This is a genomic window from Kitasatospora sp. NPDC057223 (assembly GCF_042669755.1).
Classification (GTDB): Bacteria; Actinomycetota; Actinomycetes; order Streptomycetales; family Streptomycetaceae; genus Kitasatospora.
The window spans coordinates 52,685-69,243 of the sequence record NZ_JBHUWW010000017.1 but is presented as its reverse complement, the minus strand read 5'-3'; the positions used below and the strand labels follow the sequence as shown (position 1 = coordinate 69,243).

The 16,559-nt window shown below is 71.8% G+C and carries 18 protein-coding genes and 1 pseudogene; 11 read left to right on the top strand and 8 right to left on the bottom strand.

Annotated features, from left to right (window positions below; all coding sequences use genetic code 11):
• Nucleotides 1-144: 144 nt before the first annotated feature.
• Nucleotides 145-585 carry a VOC family protein gene (locus tag ACFUK0_RS09745; protein ID WP_380248001.1) on the top strand — a complete coding sequence of 147 codons (441 nt, stop codon included), beginning with the start codon at nucleotides 145-147 and terminating at the stop codon, nucleotides 583-585.
• A 148-nt stretch (nucleotides 586-733) separates the two neighbouring features.
• Here the strand turns inward: ACFUK0_RS09745 and ACFUK0_RS09740 are convergent, their stop codons facing one another.
• Nucleotides 734-892, bottom strand: a complete 159-nt coding sequence (locus ACFUK0_RS09740) for a hypothetical protein (protein ID WP_380247999.1) — start codon at nucleotides 890-892, stop codon at nucleotides 734-736.
• A 97-nt stretch (nucleotides 893-989) separates the two neighbouring features.
• Nucleotides 990-1,634: a dihydrofolate reductase family protein gene (locus ACFUK0_RS09735; RefSeq protein WP_380247997.1), complete on the bottom strand. Its 645-nt coding sequence runs from the start codon at nucleotides 1,632-1,634 to the stop codon at nucleotides 990-992.
• A 279-nt stretch (nucleotides 1,635-1,913) separates the two neighbouring features.
• Between ACFUK0_RS09735 and ACFUK0_RS09730 the strand changes: the two are divergent.
• Nucleotides 1,914-2,210: pseudogene (locus tag ACFUK0_RS09730) on the top strand (transcriptional regulator); the annotation flags it as partial.
• A 16-nt stretch (nucleotides 2,211-2,226) separates the two neighbouring features.
• Here ACFUK0_RS09730 and ACFUK0_RS09725 read toward each other — a convergent pair.
• Nucleotides 2,227-3,111 (bottom strand): helix-turn-helix domain-containing protein, encoded by an 885-nt coding sequence (locus ACFUK0_RS09725; RefSeq protein ID WP_380247995.1) that lies wholly within the window; start codon nucleotides 3,109-3,111, stop codon nucleotides 2,227-2,229.
• A 237-nt stretch (nucleotides 3,112-3,348) separates the two neighbouring features.
• On the opposite strand from ACFUK0_RS09725, the gene ACFUK0_RS09720 reads away from it, so the two are divergent.
• From ACFUK0_RS09720 to ACFUK0_RS09710, 3 genes are all read left to right on the top strand, one after another.
• Nucleotides 3,349-4,383, top strand: a complete 1,035-nt coding sequence (locus tag ACFUK0_RS09720) for a zinc-binding dehydrogenase (protein ID WP_380247993.1) — start codon at nucleotides 3,349-3,351, stop codon at nucleotides 4,381-4,383.
• A gap of 86 nt (nucleotides 4,384-4,469) precedes the next feature.
• A complete protein-coding gene (locus ACFUK0_RS09715; protein WP_380247991.1) occupies nucleotides 4,470-5,444 on the top strand; it encodes an aldo/keto reductase in 975 nt (324 codons plus the stop codon).
• A gap of 194 nt (nucleotides 5,445-5,638) precedes the next feature.
• On the top strand, nucleotides 5,639-6,490 hold the full coding sequence (locus ACFUK0_RS09710; protein ID WP_380247989.1) for an aldo/keto reductase: 852 nt from the start codon (nucleotides 5,639-5,641) through the stop codon (nucleotides 6,488-6,490).
• Between the two features lie 232 nt (nucleotides 6,491-6,722).
• Here the strand turns inward: ACFUK0_RS09710 and ACFUK0_RS09705 are convergent, their stop codons facing one another.
• Nucleotides 6,723-7,091 (bottom strand): PH domain-containing protein, encoded by a 369-nt coding sequence (locus ACFUK0_RS09705; protein ID WP_380247987.1) that lies wholly within the window; start codon nucleotides 7,089-7,091, stop codon nucleotides 6,723-6,725.
• A 217-nt stretch (nucleotides 7,092-7,308) separates the two neighbouring features.
• Here ACFUK0_RS09705 and ACFUK0_RS09700 point away from each other — a divergent pair, with 217 nt between their 5' ends.
• A complete protein-coding gene (locus ACFUK0_RS09700; protein WP_380247985.1) occupies nucleotides 7,309-7,644 on the top strand; it encodes a hypothetical protein in 336 nt (111 codons plus the stop codon).
• 230 nt (nucleotides 7,645-7,874) lie between these two features.
• On the opposite strand, the gene ACFUK0_RS09695 is transcribed toward ACFUK0_RS09700, so the two are convergent.
• From ACFUK0_RS09695 to ACFUK0_RS09685, 3 genes are all read right to left on the bottom strand, one after another.
• Nucleotides 7,875-8,939 carry a M14 family metallopeptidase gene (locus ACFUK0_RS09695; protein ID WP_380247983.1) on the bottom strand — a complete coding sequence of 355 codons (1,065 nt, stop codon included), beginning with the start codon at nucleotides 8,937-8,939 and terminating at the stop codon, nucleotides 7,875-7,877.
• Between the two features lie 6 nt (nucleotides 8,940-8,945).
• A complete protein-coding gene (locus ACFUK0_RS09690; protein ID WP_380247981.1) occupies nucleotides 8,946-9,260 on the bottom strand; it encodes a hypothetical protein in 315 nt (104 codons plus the stop codon).
• A 152-nt stretch (nucleotides 9,261-9,412) separates the two neighbouring features.
• Nucleotides 9,413-9,934 (bottom strand): ATP-binding protein, encoded by a 522-nt coding sequence (locus ACFUK0_RS09685; RefSeq protein ID WP_380247979.1) that lies wholly within the window; start codon nucleotides 9,932-9,934, stop codon nucleotides 9,413-9,415.
• A 347-nt stretch (nucleotides 9,935-10,281) separates the two neighbouring features.
• Between ACFUK0_RS09685 and ACFUK0_RS09680 the strand changes: the two genes are divergently transcribed.
• The 4 genes from ACFUK0_RS09680 (at nucleotide 10,282) to thpR (ending at nucleotide 14,924) form a co-directional block, all read left to right on the top strand.
• Entirely contained in the window at nucleotides 10,282-10,587 is a 306-nt protein-coding gene (locus ACFUK0_RS09680) for a cupin domain-containing protein (protein WP_380247977.1), read from the top strand.
• Nucleotides 10,588-10,666: 79 nt separating this feature from the next.
• Nucleotides 10,667-11,107 (top strand): hypothetical protein, encoded by a 441-nt coding sequence (locus tag ACFUK0_RS09675; protein WP_380247975.1) that lies wholly within the window; start codon nucleotides 10,667-10,669, stop codon nucleotides 11,105-11,107.
• A gap of 680 nt (nucleotides 11,108-11,787) precedes the next feature.
• Nucleotides 11,788-13,959 (top strand): hypothetical protein, encoded by a 2,172-nt coding sequence (locus ACFUK0_RS09670; RefSeq protein ID WP_380247974.1) that lies wholly within the window; start codon nucleotides 11,788-11,790, stop codon nucleotides 13,957-13,959.
• A 347-nt stretch (nucleotides 13,960-14,306) separates the two neighbouring features.
• A complete protein-coding gene (thpR, locus tag ACFUK0_RS09665; RefSeq protein ID WP_380247972.1) occupies nucleotides 14,307-14,924 on the top strand; it encodes an RNA 2',3'-cyclic phosphodiesterase in 618 nt (205 codons plus the stop codon).
• A 166-nt stretch (nucleotides 14,925-15,090) separates the two neighbouring features.
• Here thpR and ACFUK0_RS09660 read toward each other — a convergent pair whose 3' ends face one another.
• Nucleotides 15,091-15,351, bottom strand: coding sequence for a hypothetical protein (locus tag ACFUK0_RS09660; RefSeq protein WP_380247970.1), 261 nt, complete (start codon nucleotides 15,349-15,351; stop codon nucleotides 15,091-15,093).
• A gap of 484 nt (nucleotides 15,352-15,835) precedes the next feature.
• Between ACFUK0_RS09660 and ACFUK0_RS09655 the strand changes: the two genes are divergently transcribed.
• Entirely contained in the window at nucleotides 15,836-16,309 is a 474-nt protein-coding gene (locus ACFUK0_RS09655; protein ID WP_380247968.1) for a DIP1984 family protein, read from the top strand.
• Nucleotides 16,310-16,559: the final 250 nt, after the last annotated feature.

Below are 16,559 nucleotides of genomic sequence, written 5' to 3'. Positions count from 1 at the left end.
CGTTCACGGGTACCACCTCCTCGTTCTCTCGCACGGCCTCCGGAAGGCTAGCAGACCGGACGTCGTCGGCCAGGCGATTTCTGCGCCGTCGTCACGTCACGGCGATCCCGCGCCACCGCGCGTCGAGTGGTTAGGATCGGAGACATGACTGTTCAGCGGATGGACAACGTCGCCGTCGTCGTCGACGACCTGGACGCGGCGGTCGCCTTCTTCACCGAGCTCGGCCTGGAGCTGGAGGGCGGGGCGCAGATCGAAGGCCTCTTCGCGGACCGCACGGTCGGACTCGACGGCGTCCGGAGCGACATCGCGATGATGCGGACCCCGGACGGCCACAGCAAGCTGGAGCTGACCAAGTACCACACCCCCGCACTGTCCGACGCCGGGCCGCGGAATCCTCCGCCCAACACGCTGGGCCTGCATCGCGTGATGTTCGCCGTCGACGACATCGACGACACCGTCGCCCGCCTGCGCGCCCACGGCGCCGAACTCCTCGGCGAGGTGGCGCAGTACGAGAGCATCTTCCGGCTCTGCTACCTCCGCGGCCCGGCGGGCATCATCGTCGCCCTGGCCGAACAGATCGGCTGACGCGACCCCACCGCACTACCGCTGTGAGGCATCCGCGACAGGGGTGGTGCGGCCGGTACGGCCAGGGTGCCGAGCCGGTCGACGGCCCGGATGAGTCGCGGAGGGGGCCGGCGGCCGTCCGGGGTGCCGAGCGAGGGGACGAGCGGGATCAGCCCCTCCGCCAGTCCCGCCGGATCCCGGGGTGGACGAAGGGCGCGGCCACCCCGGGATCCCGCAGCGCCCGCTCGGCGCCCAGACCGCGGCCCCGCTGCAGCAGGCCTTCGACCGAATCGAAGCGGGCAAAGGTCAGAACGTCGTCGTCACTCATCACCCGGCACCCTGCCCCACCGCGGACTCCGGCACCATGCGTTATCGCCGCGGTCTCCCGGAAGCAGCACACCTCCGGGGGCGGCCCCGAGGGCCGGTCACTTGCGCCAGAAGAGGTGGTGCGTCACCCCGCTCGGACTGGGCACCACGTCCAGGTGGAACCGGTCGAGCAGCTCGTCGGGGGACTCCCAGAGTCGCACCCCGGACCCGAACTTCACCGGCGAGACCGCCACGTGCAGGGTGTCGACTAGGTCGGCGTCGAGAAACTGGCGGATGGTGCTGGCCCCGCCGCCGAGCCGGACGTCCTTGCCCTGCGCCGCCTCCCGGGCCAGTTCCAGGACGGAGGCGGGGTCGCCGTCGACGAAGTGGAACGTGGTGTCCGACAGCGTGATCGAAGGCCGCTTGTGGTGGGTCAGAACGAACACCGGGGTGCGGAACGGGGGCTCGTCGCCCCACCAGCCCTGCCACTCGTGGTCCTGCCAGGGCCCGCGCTGGGGCCCGAACTTGTTGCGGCCCATGATCTCGGCGCCGATGTTGCGGTCGTAGTCCCGCGTCAGGTAGTCGTCCAGGCCCCGGCTCCCCCCGGGATCGGTGCGCATGGGCCAGCTCGCCGTGGCGCCGGCCCAGGCGAACAGCTTCCCGGGATCGACATGACCGAACGGCCTCTCAAGGGTCTGGTCGTTACCGGCACCGATCCCATCACTCGAGACATTGAAGTTCTGCACCCTCAGTAGCTGAGGCACTTGCTCCTCCTGTGCTGTCGACAACGGTGGCAGGACCGGCCGGGTCGGGACACTCGTCACTGCGCCCACCGCCGGCCATCCGTGGCTGCGCCCGACCGGTGGGGTACTCCCGGACCCGGAAACGGAGCCCGACCCGGACCCGGACACGGAGCTGACGGTCCGTATCCTGCCACGACGGTGGTGCCGCCGAGGCCCACGTGCCGGGGCGGGTCGCCGGGCGCGGTGCGCTCCACCACCGCACCCTGGCCGGCGGGCTTCACCTCGGCGGCGAGCTTCCCCACCCGCAGCGACGGGTTCCGTACCCGCCGGGGCGCCCACAGCGTCCGCCTCCACGGCACCGGCACCACACGCTTCCACCACCAGGCGGTCGGCGACCTCGCTCTCGCCCTCGCCTACGAAGGGTTCGACATGGCGGCCGAACCCGGACTCACCCTCACCGTCCACACCGCCGAACCCTGCACCCCCGGCGAGGAGGGCCTGCACCTGCCCGCCACCTGGGCAGCCATCCGCGAGAGCGAGGCGGGCCGGCGACCGGGCACACCGGACGCGCGGGCGGCACGGCCCGGGCGCCAGTGATCCGGGGCGGGCGGGATCAAGGCGCCGGCGCCTGCCGCGCGGTGCCGGTGGCGTTCCAGCTGGCGAGCAGTCCGAGTGCGTCGGCATCGCGGCTGCCGGGGGCGGCGCCCCCGATGATGAGGAACAGGCCTTCGTCCGCGGCGAGTTCCATCGTCTCGTAGTTGATTGTCAGGTCGCCGACCAGCGGGTGGCGGATGCGCTTCGCGCCCGCCCGGTGGCGGCGGACCTCGTGCCGGGCCCAGCGTTCGCGGAAGGTGTCGCCGCGGGTGGAGAGCTCACCGATCAGGTCGGACAGGGCCTTGTCGTAGGGGTTGCTTCCGACCTCGGCGCGCAGGGTGGCGACGTTCTGGTCGGCGACGGCGTCCCAGTCCGGGTAGAAGGCGGGCGCGGCGGGGTCGAGGAAGGTGAACCGGGCGGCGTTGACGGGCCGGGCGGGGCTGTCGAAGACCGGGGCGAACAGCGCGCGGGCCAGGCCGTTGCCGGCCAGGAGGTCCAGGCGGCCGTTGCGGATGTAGGCGGGGACGCCGCTCATGGCCTCCAGCATGTTCCACAGCTCCGGGCGCAGGGTGCGCCGGGCGGGCCGGTGCGGGGCACGTGCCTGGCCGGCGGTGGCATGGGCGGCGCGGACGAGGTCGAAGAGGTGGCCGCGTTCGGCGTCGTCCAGCAGGAGGGCGCGGGCGATGGCGTCGAGGACGGCATCGGTGGCGCCACGGGCGTCGCCGCGCTCCAGGCGGGTGTAGTACGGGACGCTGACGCCGGCGAGCCGGGCGACCTCCTCCCGGCGCAGGCCGGGGACGCGGCGGGCGCCGGAGAGCGGAGAGACGGTGAGGCCGGCCTGCTCGGGGGTGATGCGGGCGCGGCGGGTGGTGAGGAAGTCGCGGATCTCGCTGCGTCGGTCCATGCTCCCGACCCTACGACCGGGCACCTCGCGGGGCACGGGCGTGGGGGACCTCGTCAGGGTCTGCTTCGCGGCCCCGCCGGGAGCCGGGGCGCGGTTGGCTGGAGGGCAGGTCCGATCCGTCCGCCCGAGGGTTCCTGCGATGGCCGCAGTGCGCCGTCCCGGGCAGAACCGATCCGTCCACCCACGACACGCTCCGCCCTGCCCGGCGGTGCCGACCGAACCCAGGAGAGTGAACCCATGCGAGCGACCATGCTGTACGGAGCCGGGGACGTCCGCGTCGAGGACGTGCCCGACCCGCGGATCGAGCACCCGACCGACGCCGTCGTGCGGGTACTGCGCGCCGCGGTCTGCGGCAGCGACCTGCACCCCTACCGATCGGCCCCGGACGGCGGCCCGGGCCGGCAGATGGGCCACGAATTCCTCGGCACCGTCGAGGACGTCGGCTCCGAGGTGGCCGGCCTCAGGCGCGGGGACCTGGTGCTGTCCCCGTTCACCTACGCCGACAACACCTGCTGGTGGTGCCGGCAGGGCCTGCAGACCTCCTGCCCCGACGGTGGCCGGTACGGGTTCGACGGCGTGGACGGCGGCCAGGGCGAGGCCGTGCGCGTCCCGCAGGCCGACGGCACCCTCGTCAGGCTCCCCGTCCCGGTGGACGAGGCGCTGCTGCCCTCGCTGCTCACCCTCACCGACGTGTTCTGCACCGGCCACCACGCCGCCGCCACCGCCCGGGTCCGGCCCGGCACCAGCGTCGCGGTGGTCGGCGACGGCGCGGTCGGGCTGTGCGCCGTCCTCGCGGCCAAGCGCCTCGGGGCCGAGCAGGTCGTGCTGCTGGGCCGCCACCGTGACCGCACCGACCTCGGGGTGGAGTTCGGTGCCACCGACGTCGTCCTCGCCTCCGGCGACGAGGGCGCCGAACAGGTGCGCAAGCTCACCGGCGGTCGCGGCGCGGACGCCGTCCTGGAGTGCGTCGGCTCGATGCAGACCCTGACCACCTCCTTCGGCGCGGTGCGCGACGGCGGGGTGATCAGCCGGGTCGGCGTCCCCTCCTACAGCGACGGCCCGATCGGGATGGACATGATCATGCGGAACATCACGCTGACCGGCGGCGTGGACCCGGCACGCCACTACATCGACGCGATCCTCCCCGACGTCCTGGAGGGCCGCATCCGGCCCGGCCGCGTCTTCGACCGGACCTTCCCCCTGGAGCAGACCCCGGACGCCTACCGGGCGATGGCCGACCGCCGCACACTGAAAGCCCTCATCACCCTCTGACCATCCGTCACTCCATGACCATCAGCCCCCCGCCCCGGCCGGCCTGGCCGCACGCCCGGCGCGGACCATCGAACGAAGGGAACACTGTGAAGCACATCGAGCTGCGTGACCTGGACGTCTCCCGGATCGGCCTGGGAGCCATGGGCATGTCCCACGGCTACACCGGCGCCGGCACCGACGACGCCGAGTCGATCCGCACCGTCCACCGCGCCCTGGAACTGGGCGTCACCTTCATCGACACCGCCGAGGTCTACGGCCCCTACGTCAACGAGGAGCTGGTGGGCCGCGCACTCAAGGGCCGCCGGGACCAGGTGGTACTCGCCACCAAGTTCGGCCTGATCTCCCACACCGGCCGCGAGGGCGGCACCGACAGCAGTCCGGCCAACGTCCGCGCCGCCGTCGAGGGCTCGCTCAAGCGCCTGGGCACCGACCGCATCGACCTCTACTACCAGCACCGCGTCGACCCCGGCACGCCGATCGAGGAGACCGTCGGGACCCTGGCCGAACTGGTCGCCGAGGGCAAGATCGGCCACATCGGCCTCTCCGAGGCCGGTCCGGACACCATCCGCCGCGCCCACGCCGTCCACCCGGTCACCGCGGTGCAGTCCGAGTACTCGCTGTTCACCCGTGACCCCGAGGCCCGGGTGCTGCCCCTGCTGCGGGAGCTGAACATCGGCTTCGTGCCGTTCTCCCCGCTCGGGCGCGGCTTCCTGACCGGCGCGATCCGCTCCACCGGGCAGTTCGACCCCGGCGACTTCCGCGCCGACAACCCGCGGTTCACCGGCGAGAACTTCGAGCACAACCTGCGTCTGGCCGACCGGGTCGCCGCCGTCGCGGCCGAGACCGGCGCCACCCCGGCGCAGGTGGCGCTGGCCTGGCTGCTCGCCCAGGGCGACTTCATCGCCCCCATCCCCGGCACCCGGCGTGTGGCCCGGGTCGAGGAGAACACCGGCGCCGACGCGGTCCGCCTCACCGACGACCAGCTCGCCCGCCTCAGCAGCCTGCCCCCGGCCGCCGGCGACACCCACAACGAGGCCGGCATGCGGATGATGGAGCGCTGACGACCGGACGTCCTCCGCACTCGCACCCCGAAGCCCGCCGACCTCACCGCAGACGTCCTCCGTGCCGACGTCCTCCTTGCCGACGTCCGGCAGTGACCCGACCCCGACCCCGACCTCGACCGGGCCACGGCCACCGGACCCACCGACTGAACCGGCGCCCTCCGCCGGCCACCCGTACTTCCAGGAGATTCCCCGTGCAGCACCTCACCCTGAACAACGGCGTCCGGATGCCGGTCCTCGGCTTCGGCGTCTACCAGATCCCCGCCGACGGGACCGAGCAGGCCGTCACCGACGCCCTCGCCGCCGGCTACCGGCTCCTGGACACCGCCGCCGCCTACGGCAACGAGGAAGCCGTCGGCCACGCCATCAAGAACAGCGGCATCCCCCGCGAGGAGCTGTTCGTCACCACCAAGCTCTGGGTCCAGGACGCACCCGCCCAGGACAACACCCGCCGCGCCCTGGAGGCCTCCCTGGCCAGGCTCGGCCTCGACCACGTCGACCTCTACCTGATGCACCAGCCCTTCGGCGACGTGTACGGCCAGTGGCGCGCGATGGAGGCCGCCAACCGCGAGGGCCTGGCCCGGGCGATCGGCGTCGCCAACTTCTACCCCGACCGCCTCCTGGACCTGATCATCAACAACGAGATCACCCCGCAGGTCAACCAGATCGAGACCCACCCCTTCTTCCAGCGCGACCCCGACCACGCCCTGATGCGCGAGCACGGTGTCCAGCACCAGTCGTGGGGCGGCTTCGCCGAAGGCAAGAACGACCTGTTCACCAACCCCGTCCTCGCCGGCATCGGCGACGCGCACGGCAAGTCCGTGGCCCAGGTCGTGCTCCGCTGGCTGATCCAGCGCGAGATCGTCACCATCCCCAAGTCCGTCAACCCCGGCCGGATGGCGCAGAACTTCGACGTCTTCGACTTCGAACTCACCGACGGCCAACTGGCCGCCGTCACCGCCCTCGACACCGGTAGGACGCTGTTCTTCGACCACCACGACCCCGAGATGGTCGCCTGGCTCAGCAAGCGCCGCCTGGACAGCTGACCCACCGGCGGAACAACCCGCCCCGCCCAGCCCCGAACCCGGGCGCCCCGGCACGCCCACGCCGGGGCGCCCACCGTGACCGCCCCAGCGTCGCCACCGCCCGACCGGCGCACCGCAAGGAGGCGTCGCCGGTGCTGTGCGCCGCCTCGCCGTCCGCGTGCTCCGCGCCGTCGGTACCACCACGACCGTTGGCAACGGCCTCGCCCGGGCGCGCCCGGGCGAGGCCGTCCGGCTACCTGACGACCACGTACTGGGTCAGGAGGGCCTGCACCTCGTAGATGTCGACGCCCTTGGTGAAGGTCTTCTGGATCGGCAGCGGGTTGCCGGACAGCCAGATCTTCAGCTCGGCGTCGAGGTCGAAGTTGCCGGCCGTCTCGACCGCGAAGTGCGTGATGCTCTTGTAGGGGATCGAGTGGTACTCGGTCTTCTTGCCGGTTATGCCCTGCTTGTCGATCAGGATCAGCCGGCGGTCGGTGAACATGAACGTGTCGCGGATCAGCTGGTACGCCGCGTGCACCTGCTCGCCGGTCCCGAACAGCTTGGCGAACTCCTGCTGAGCCGCTGCGGGGTCCACCTTGTGCGCGTTGCCGAAGAGTGCCACGTCTCGTCCTCCCGTTGTGCTCCCGCCCCGAGCGGCCGGGAAGCCATGACCGAAAGTCTTTCACGGGCCTTGCTCCCGTCCCGCCCAGGTAGCGTCGCGAGCACTGGGCCGTGTTCCCGGTGCGGGCCTCGTTCAAGAAGTGGGGCCGACCCTGTTCGGGCGGTGGAGGGTGGGCTCGCCCTTCCGTTGCGGTGGCGGCCCCGCGAGGATGTCGGGCATGGATGCTGCTGATGACCTGGTGGCCGTGGTGGCGAACTTGCGGAAGGAGCATCAGAACGAGCCGTGGCCCGAGCGGTTGAACGTCCTTGAGGTGGCGGGCGTCGATCTGGTGTCGCTCGACACCAGACTGGAGGGCTGCACGTACACGTGGGTCGCCAACGGCGGTGCCCTCCACGAGCGGGGTATGGGGACCGTCAGGCTCGTCCTCGGCCAGCTTGAGAAGGTCCTGCCCGAGCTCACGGGGGACGACAGTCCGCACATCTGGCATCGGCTGCACAGGATGGCTCACCTCATCGTGGCTCACCACACCCCGCCGGCCGAGACGGCCTCCTGACCGGAGATGTGTCCATCCGATGGGTGATCAGCGATCCGGTGCAGAAACGGATCGCGTCGTTGGTACCGGCCAGTCCGGTCCGTGGGCGGCGATTTCCGGCGCTACCGGCCGGACCGGAGGGGCCGGGGTTGTTCCGGGCCGGGCGCCAGTGGCCGTTGTGCTGTGCACGCCCACGGTCGGCAGATGGAGGGGAGGACGCCCGACACGGCGGGCGCCTCAGCAGGTGGTGCTCAGATCGCCGCCAGGCAGAACTGCACGAGACCGGCGTCGACATCGAGGATGATCCGTTCCATCTCGTTCCACGGCGGGTGGAAGCTCTTGCCCCACTCGACGGTGAAGGCGAGGATCTTCTCCTTGTCCGGGTCGACGAGGTGGCGTGAGAACGCGTAGTCGTCGCTGGTCCCACTGGTCGGGTAGAGGTGGAACGCGGACATCGGCGTGTACGTGCGGCCGCGCACCCTGTGCAGCCCCTGGCAGAACTGCTCGGCCAGCAGGGCGGCGCTGTCGGCGTCGACCTTCTCGATGAACTCCGCGTAGGCGAGGTCGCCGGCCAGGCCGCGCCGGCCGTCGAAGGCCGGGTTGCGGAAGTTCATGTCGGGTTCGACGGACTGGTTCTCGTCGTCGCCCCAGACGAACAGCATGTCCTCGGAGTGGCTGTGCACATCGACGTACCACCGCGTCCGGGGAAACGCTTCGAGCAGCTGGACGACGTTGCGGGTCTCCGGTTCGGAGAACGGCCGCGGGCCTTGGTAGACCTCGTCCAGCGGATCGGTCGACACCCGGGGGCCGGCGGTCGGCGCGAAGGCGGTGGTGAAGTCGAAGAGGAAGTCGAAGTTGCGGTTGATGTCGACGCCGATCCGGGCCGGGTCGCCGTCGGCCTCGGCCGGGTTGCGGTTCTTGCGCCACATCGGTTCGACGGTTTGGCTGTAGCGTCGGCCGTCGGGATTGACGAGCGGGAAGACGATGAGGTCCAGCTCGTTGAGAAGGCGCTGCACCTGGTCGCCGGTGAACGCGGCGCCGCCGTAGGCGAGGCCGGTGTGGCCCTGGTAGGCCTCCAACAGGTCGGCGGCGAGGTGGACGAGGATCTCGCAGCTCCCCCATTCGCGGGCGTGCAGCCCTCCGGTCAGCACGACGCTGTCCTTGGGGGCGACGGATTCCGCGCCGATGGCCAGGGCATGGCTGCGGCGGCCCTCGACGGAGCGTTCGGGCAGCTCGATGAGCCGGGTGAGGGAGGGGAACGCGGTGGAGAGGCTGAGCACGGCGGACTCGACCTCGGTGACGTTGAGATACGACATGGCGGGTCAGTCCTTCACCTTTTCGGCCAGTCCGCGGGGGTAGGCGTCGTCAGGGGCGAACCTGTCGCCCTGGCCGACATCGGCCTGGGCGCGGCGCCCGGCCGCGGAGGCGTTCTCGACCTCCTCCAGGTGCACGCCCTCACGTCGGAGCGCCGGGACCTGGTCGGAGGGGACGTAGGCGTCGATACTGCAGCGGCCGTCCTCGCCGAGGGAGGGGCGGCCGCCGACGTCGGGACGGGCTTCGCGCAGCAGGGTGCGCAGGGTTTCCGCGTCCTTGGCGGTGATGCGGACACGCAGGATGTCGTAGCGGGCAGTGGACATAGCGGCCTCTTTCGGGCGCCGTCGGGTCCGGCTTCCGCCGCCGACGGCGGTGGGCTGATGTACGTATATGTCCGATGTGTACCTTGTATTCTCAGCGTGCGCTTCTGCTGCGGCGGGAGTCAAGGGGCACCTGGTGTGTTACTGGGCTGACCTCAACGCCTGACGGCTTCTGCGATCTGCAGGGCGGCCTGGGCCGGTGTGAGGTGCGTGGTGTCGACGACCTCGGCCTCGTCGTGCAGCCACGTACGGGCCGCCTCGGCGTAGGGCTCAAGGTACTTGAGGCGGAAGGTCGAGGGGCCGAGAAGCGTGTCCCCCTCGACGCGCCTGCGGAGGGTTTCCTGGTCGGCGTGGAGGACGAAGTGCCGCACCGGAATAGCATGTCGGGTCAGGCCCGCGCTGATCTCGCGCCAGTACTGCTCGACCAGGACGGTCATGGGCATCACCAGGACGCCGCCGGTGTAGTCGAGTACGCGGTGGGCGGTCTCGACCACCAGCTGCCGCCACGGCGGCCAGTGCTGGAAGTTGTCCGTCCCGGGCAGCCCCGGGGTGATGTCCATGAGTGTCTCGCCGACCTTCTCGGCGTCGAACACCCGTGAATCCGGGATCAGCGGCTGTACGAGTGCACTGGTCGTCGTCTTGCCTGCGCCGTGAGTACCGTTGAGCCATACGATCATGGGATGAACGCTAGCGCTGTGCCGGCAGCCACACCGGGCACAGGAGCAATTCGGCTCGGTTTCGGAACTTCTGAGGCAGCGTCATGGAGCCGGGGCCGCCCGTTCGAGCGTCGAAGGCCGGCCGCTGCTCGGTTCCCGTCAACGGCCAGGGCAGGTACCTCCCGGGCCGTGACGGGACGCGTGGCTGAGCCGGCTCCTGCGGTGGCGCCCTTGAGCCGACGGGCGGAAGTCTTTGCCAAACGGTCGACCGCTTCGTGCTCCGGGTCGGGTAGTTTCCGAGGCATCCGTTGGTCCCGGGGCGAGGGGTGGTCCGCTCGTCCGAACGGGCCCGTTGGGAGGGGTGTGCCGTGAGTGTTGTCGATCTGGTGGCGACCGCCGCCGGCCTGCCGCAGGCGTGGAGTTCACGCAGGCTGGGCCAGGTGGGGGAGACCTGTGTGAAGGTCCTGCGCATGGACGAGCTGTCGGTCGAGCAGGAGAGCCACGACGCCGACGAGGCACTGATCGTGCTCGACGGCCGACTGGAGCTGGACGTGAACGGCACGTCGGTGTCGGTACGGGCGGGCGAGTTGTACATGGTGCCGGCGGGCACCACGCACGCGGTCCGCCCCGGGAGCCATGGCGCGCTGGTGATCGTGGAGTCGGCCGAGCAGTGACCTGGGTGTTGGCCGGTGTCGGGACTTCGCCGAGGCCCTGGTGGTCCGGGGCGGCGGCCGGGCAGGGTACTTTTCTCGGGTGAGTCTCCTTAATGATGTGGCCGAGCGTGACGGCTGGCGGTGCTGGGTCTGTGACGAGCCGGTCGACCCCGACAAGTCGGTGAACGACCAGCGGGGGCCCAGTGTCGACAGCCGGACGGCCGACCGGAAGGCCAAGGTCACCGAGCGGCTCGCGCACCGCGGGTGCAACACCCGCAAGGGCGCGGTCAAGGTCGTCATCGCCTGGCCGGACCGCCTGTACGTGATCGAACCCGCGCCGCTGATCACCGTTGCCGGGCGGCTGGAGCGCAAGGGCGGCCGCGAGATGGTGGGCCGCTGCCCGACCAGGCAGGACGCCCAGGCGGCGGCGGACTGGCTGGTGGACCGGTTCTCCCGGCTGGTACCGGGACTGCCGGTGACCGCCGACATCGAGGCGGGCGGCGGCCAGTTCCTCGTCATCCTGGCCACCGGCCGCCGCTGACCGGAACCATCGACGCACCCTCGCGTCGAGCCGAACCGTCGGCCCGCATCGACCTGGTTCCGCCAAGGACCGCTTCGCCGCCCGCAAGCCTGTTTCCGACCTGAAGTATCGGAGGACGGTAGATGCGCCGCCCGTGGTCCCCGCTCCACCGGGGGTACGCCGAACTGTTTCCGGGGAGGTGGGTCCGAGCGATGTCCTCGGCCGCCGCCTGCGCCTGCTCGAAGGTTCCGGCCTCCTGCTGCAGGCACAGCTCCCAGCGCCGTTCCTCACGGTCCTCGTAGCTCTCCTCCACCAGGACGAACCATTTCCCGTCCGCACCATGCCCGCCCACCCCCTTGATCGAAAGCCAACCTGGTCGAGCCCGCCCGACTCCGGCCGGCCGGCTGCCTGTTCGTCGGCCGGGAACGCTCCGCCGCCCTGCCGCACAGCCGTCCCGGCTGACCCGTCGACAGGGCCACGTCGGCTGCACCACCTGCACCACCTGCACGGGAGACCCGTTCACCCGTACAGGCCGCATGCCGCCCGCCCGCAGCCGCAGCCGCAGGGTCTGCGAGACGTCCGCGAAGCGCCGTCACCGGTCCAGGGAACGCGATGACGCCCGGCGAGTCGTGGGCAGCCGGTAGGCCGGATAGCGGCACACAGTGTGACCGATCGTCACTTTACGTGTGCTTACTGTTGTCATGATTACTGGAAACACGATTGCGGCCCGGCGGCCCGTGCGCACCGGGCACCTCCGCACCGGGCGCCTCCTGACCGCCGTGGTGGCCGTGATGGCATGCGGCGCCGCCACCACCGGTCTCCTACCGGGCATCGACACCTCCACGACGCGGCCGCGGGCGGCCACCGGCACCCCGTTGATCCAGGAGACGTTCACGGGCGCCACCGCGGACGCGGCCTTCACCGCGGTCGGCGCAGCCTGCCTGACCGGCGCCCCCGCCGCCACGCCGCCCGGCGGCAGCCATCCGCTGGGCGGCTGCCTCACCGCGCAGACCGGTCCCGTCCCCCCGCTGGACGCGGCCCCCCTCGGCTATCTCCGCCTGACCGACGCCGGCAGGGACCAGAGCGGAGCCGTCCTGTACGACCACGCCCTGCCCGCCGGCAACGGCCTGGACGTCACCTTCGACCAGTGGCAGTACGGCAGCACCACACCGAACAACCCCGCCGACGGCGTCTCCTTCTTCCTCGTCGACGGCGAGACCTCCCTCACCCACCCCGGCGCGTTCGGCGGAAGCCTCGGCTACGCCCAGAAGCTGCCCGACGACGATCCCAGCCGCGCCTTCCTGCCCGGCGCCGACCGCGGCTACCTCGGCGTCGGCCTGGACGTGCTCGGCAACTACTTCGGCGACTGGGAGCAACGGGGCAACGGCTGCGCACGGCGCTCGCCGGCCGGCACGGCGTTCCGGGTGCCGGGGCCGGGGGCCAACATGGTCACCGTGCGGGGGCCCGGTGACGGGGTGCAGGGGTACTGCTTCCTGGCGGCGACCACGAGCAACCTGACGACCACGGGGCCGTGGCCCTCCACCTTGCCGGGGCAGCTGCAGGGGCCGCTGACCGCCCTGCCTCCGGGCGCGACCGCCGAGCAGGCGCAGACCGCGCTGGAGCCGTCCCGGCGGCGGGTGAACGTCCACCTGACGCCGGCGCCGGATGCGGTGCTGACGGTGAGCGTCGACTTCAACGACGGCGCCGGGCAGCGCCAGGTGCTCTCCACGCCGGCTCCGCAGCCGGCGCCGGCGACGTACAAGTTCGGGTTCGCCGCGTCCACCGGCCTGTTCACCGACGTGCACCTGATCCGCAACGTGGCCATCGCCACCGAGCAGCCGCTGCCCACCCTGAACCTCGTCAAGCAGCCCCACGAGCCGCTGCCCGGCCTGCTGAGCGCCGGTACGCCGGTCGACTACGAATTCGTCGTCACCAACGGCGGCACCACCCCGGTCACCGCCCTCCAGGTGACCGACCCGCTGACCGGACCGGTCACCTGCCCGGCCACGACCCTGGCCGGGGGCGCGAGCATCACCTGCACCGCCACCTACACCGTCACCGCCGAGGACGTCGCCCGCGGCCACGTCACCAACACCGCCACGGCCACCGCCACCGCGGCCGGCACCACCATCACCTCACCCCCGGCCCGGGCCACCATCCCGATCGCCACCCCGCCCGGCATCACCGTCGAGAAGCACACCGACACCGCCGGACCCTTCAGGGCGGGCGACACCGTGCCTTACTCCTACCTGGTCACCAACACCGGCGGCCACCCGATCGACGCCGTCACCGTCACGGACGACAAGGTTGCTCCCGTGACCTGCGAGGCCACCGTCCTCAGCCCCGCCGGCACCCCGGACGACCACACCCGCTGTCACGGCACCTACACCGTGACCGCCGCGGACGCCGCCGCCGGGAACGTGACCAACACCGCGACCGCCGCCGGAACAGCAGGGGGCCGACCCGTCACCTCGCCGCCCGCCGACGCCACCGTCCAGACGATCGGCACCGGACACCTCACCCTGGACAAGCACGCCGACACCGCCGGCCCGGTCCACCCCGGCGACACCGTCCGCTACACCTACCGCGTCACCAACACCGGCACCGCCGCGCTCCACGACGTCGCGGTGACCGACGACAAGGTGGCCACCGTCGCCTGCCGGGCCACCAGTCTCGCCCCCGGCGACAGCACCCTCTGCCACGGCACCTACCAGGTCACCGACGCGGACGCGGCAGCCGGACAGATCACCAACACCGCACGGGCCGGCGCCACCGACGATCACGCCGCCGTCATCCACAGCGACCCTGCCCGGGCCACCGTCACCACCGAGCCCTGCCCCGAACCCTCCCCCCACCCGGGCTGGCACCGCTGAGCCGCTGCCGCTCGCCCCGGCCGCAACCGCAGGAGCGCCCCTTCTGCGAAGTGCTCCTCCCGGACAAGGACGTCGGGTGGGACAGCCCCGACAGGGCTGCCCCACCCGACGCCGATGTAGGAGGCCGCTACGGCCGGCCGGGACGCCCCGGCCGGCCCGGTCCGACGGGGGCGGGCCCGGCGTCACGTTCGCCGGCCTGCCGCCCACCCCCGTACCACCGGGTTCCGTCCCAGAGCGGCGCCTCGGCCGGAGCGGGGTGGCAGTCGACCGTCAGACCGCTGACCCCGTCCCCACCCCGCCGGCACCGGTGAGCGCGGGCGGCCTGCCCTCGACTACCCTCGCCCCTTGTGGACGTTCCCCCCGAGCCCTCGACCCTTCGCGTCTTCGTGGCACTGGCTCCCCCCGACGACGCCAAGAACGAACTGGCCCGGGCCCTGCAGCCCGCCTACGCCCTGTACCCGCAGCTGCGCTGGAACCGGATCGAGGACTGGCACATCACCCTGGCCTTCCTCGGTGAACTGCCCTCCACGGCGGTGCCGCTGCTGCGGACGGCGCTGGCCGGTGCGACCGCGTCGCACGCCGCCCTGCACCTGGGCCTCCGGGGTGGCGGCCACTTCGACGAGCGGTTGCTGTGGAGCGGGATCGACGGGGACCTGGAGGGCTTGCACCGGCTCGCCGACGACGTCCGGGGCCTGGTCAGGTCGTGTGGGATCGAGGCCAGGGACCGCCCACTGCACCCCCATCTGACCCTGGCACGCTCCCGCCGCGACGATCCCACCAGCGTGCCGCAGGCCGCAGCCGGGCTCACCGGGTTCGTGGGCAGGCCGTGGCGGACCGAACGCCTCCACCTTGTCGGCAGCAACACCGGCCGAGGCCCCGGACCGATCCGCTATCGCGACATCGAGGCCTGGCGATTCCCCGCGGCCGTCCGGGCCGGTGGCGACGGCGCTCTCACCGAGCCGTAGTCCACCGCCCATGGCCGCGCGCCGGTACCCCGCCCCGCCCGCACCGGCAGCACACACGCGGACGGCGGGCCCGGCGACCGGCCCGCTGCCCCATGCGCCCACGCCCAGGACTCCCCGTGACCGAGCTCGGCCGGGGAACGCCACACCCGGGGCGCGCTCCTGCCGATCAGCAGTTCTCGCTGATCACCTGCTCCAGGGTGTCGAGGGACAGCTCCTCCTGCTGGAGCTGCTCCTCCAGGCTCGCCAGTCTCTGCTGGAGGGCTGCGATCGCCTTCTGGTCCGGGTCGGCCTGGCCTTGGAGGCGAATGATTTCACTGCGGAGGTGGGAGATTGCCTTCCTCCGGCGCTCGATGTCCTCGCGGGAGCTCTTGGCCTCGCGGCGCATCATGGCACAGGGACTCTCGGTCGCCACAGCCTCGGCTGTCATATCAGAACTCCTTGTTCTCATGGTTCTTCTCGGGCGGGCCGTGCCGGTACCCGGCACGGCCCGTGTGGTCGGTGACCTGCTCGAAGGCGGCACGGCGTACTGCGCCCGGGACAACCCGGTGCGGCGCCGGCTCCGGTCCCAACCCGGTCAGGGGTGAAGACGGAGAGCGCGCGGCCTTCCAGCCGCCTGCGCCGGACGCGCCTCGGCGCGTCTCTCGCTGCCTGCGCTCATGAGTCCATCTATAGGGGCTGGCACGGCAGGCCGCCCACGGAGAGGGTGCGGGCGGGTGAGTGCGACCTGATGCCCCTGCGGCTTCCGTAACGCCGACGCCTGCCTGCCCGCCCGCCCGTCCTCGGCGGAACCCTGACGGACGTCACCCTTGCCCCGGGCGGCGGACTCTCCGTCGCCCCCTGCTCCCACCCGCCGTCAGGTACTGACGTGCATACTTACCGGACGATCAGTGGGAAGCAGAGGTGATGACGCGGTGAAACTGGCCGAAGCGCTCGCGCAGCGCGCAGCCGCGGTGCGGCGGGTGGAGCAGTTGCGGGCGCGTGTCGTCGGCAGCGCCCGCTACCAGGAGGGCGAGGAACCGGCCGAGAACGCTGGGGAGGTCCTGGTCCAGGCCGGAGAGGTGCTGGACGAGCTGGAGCGGCTGATCCGTCAGATCAACCGGACCAACTCCACCGCGCTCATCGAGGGCGGCGGCACTCTCACCGACGCCCTGGCCCGCCGGGACGTCCTGCGGCTGCGCCACTCGGTGATCACAGCGGCCGCCGACGCCGCCTCCGGACGCGACCAGCGCGGAGCCGTACGGCAGCTGCGGTCCGAGCTCAGGATCCTCTCCGCCCTGCCGGTCGCGGAGCTCCGCGCCCGGGCGGACGTCCTGGCCAAGGAGCTTCGCGAGGTGGACACCCTGGTCCAGCGCACCAACTGGGAGATCGACCTGATCGAGGACTGACCCCCGAGCTGGGTGTGGGAAGCAGGTAGTCGTCACGGAGGCGTGCACACACCGCGGGTCGGCGGTCTATCCGGCCCTTGGCGCGTGAAGAGCAACGCAGGGGTTCGATTCCCCACCAACAGTGCAGCTCAGCATCGCGTACAGGTGACAGGGCACACAGCACAGCTCACCACCATGTGCAGATCCGGACGACGAGGGCGGGAACGGGGCGCCCCACACCCTACGCGAGGGCCGTGCAGCCATCACGGCC

What these genes read in the sequence shown, in the direction of transcription:
- ACFUK0_RS09660 (WP_380247970.1), bottom strand. Translation starts at nt 15,351, where the DNA reads ATGACAGCCGAGGCTGTGGCGACCGAGAGTCCCTGTGCCATGATGCGC.
- ACFUK0_RS09695 (WP_380247983.1), bottom strand. Translation starts at nt 8,939, where the DNA reads ATGTCGTATCTCAACGTCACCGAGGTCGAGTCCGCCGTGCTCAGCCTC.
- ACFUK0_RS09740 (WP_380247999.1), bottom strand. Translation starts at nt 892, where the DNA reads ATGAGTGACGACGACGTTCTGACCTTTGCCCGCTTCGATTCGGTCGAA.
- ACFUK0_RS09720 (WP_380247993.1), top strand. Translation starts at nt 3,349, where the DNA reads ATGCGAGCGACCATGCTGTACGGAGCCGGGGACGTCCGCGTCGAGGAC.
- ACFUK0_RS09690 (WP_380247981.1), bottom strand. Translation starts at nt 9,260, where the DNA reads ATGTCCACTGCCCGCTACGACATCCTGCGTGTCCGCATCACCGCCAAG.
- ACFUK0_RS09670 (WP_380247974.1), top strand. Translation starts at nt 11,788, where the DNA reads ATGATTACTGGAAACACGATTGCGGCCCGGCGGCCCGTGCGCACCGGG.
- ACFUK0_RS09700 (WP_380247985.1), top strand. Translation starts at nt 7,309, where the DNA reads ATGGATGCTGCTGATGACCTGGTGGCCGTGGTGGCGAACTTGCGGAAG.
- ACFUK0_RS09745 (WP_380248001.1), top strand. Translation starts at nt 145, where the DNA reads ATGACTGTTCAGCGGATGGACAACGTCGCCGTCGTCGTCGACGACCTG.
- ACFUK0_RS09725 (WP_380247995.1), bottom strand. Translation starts at nt 3,111, where the DNA reads ATGGACCGACGCAGCGAGATCCGCGACTTCCTCACCACCCGCCGCGCC.
- ACFUK0_RS09685 (WP_380247979.1), bottom strand. Translation starts at nt 9,934, where the DNA reads ATGATCGTATGGCTCAACGGTACTCACGGCGCAGGCAAGACGACGACC.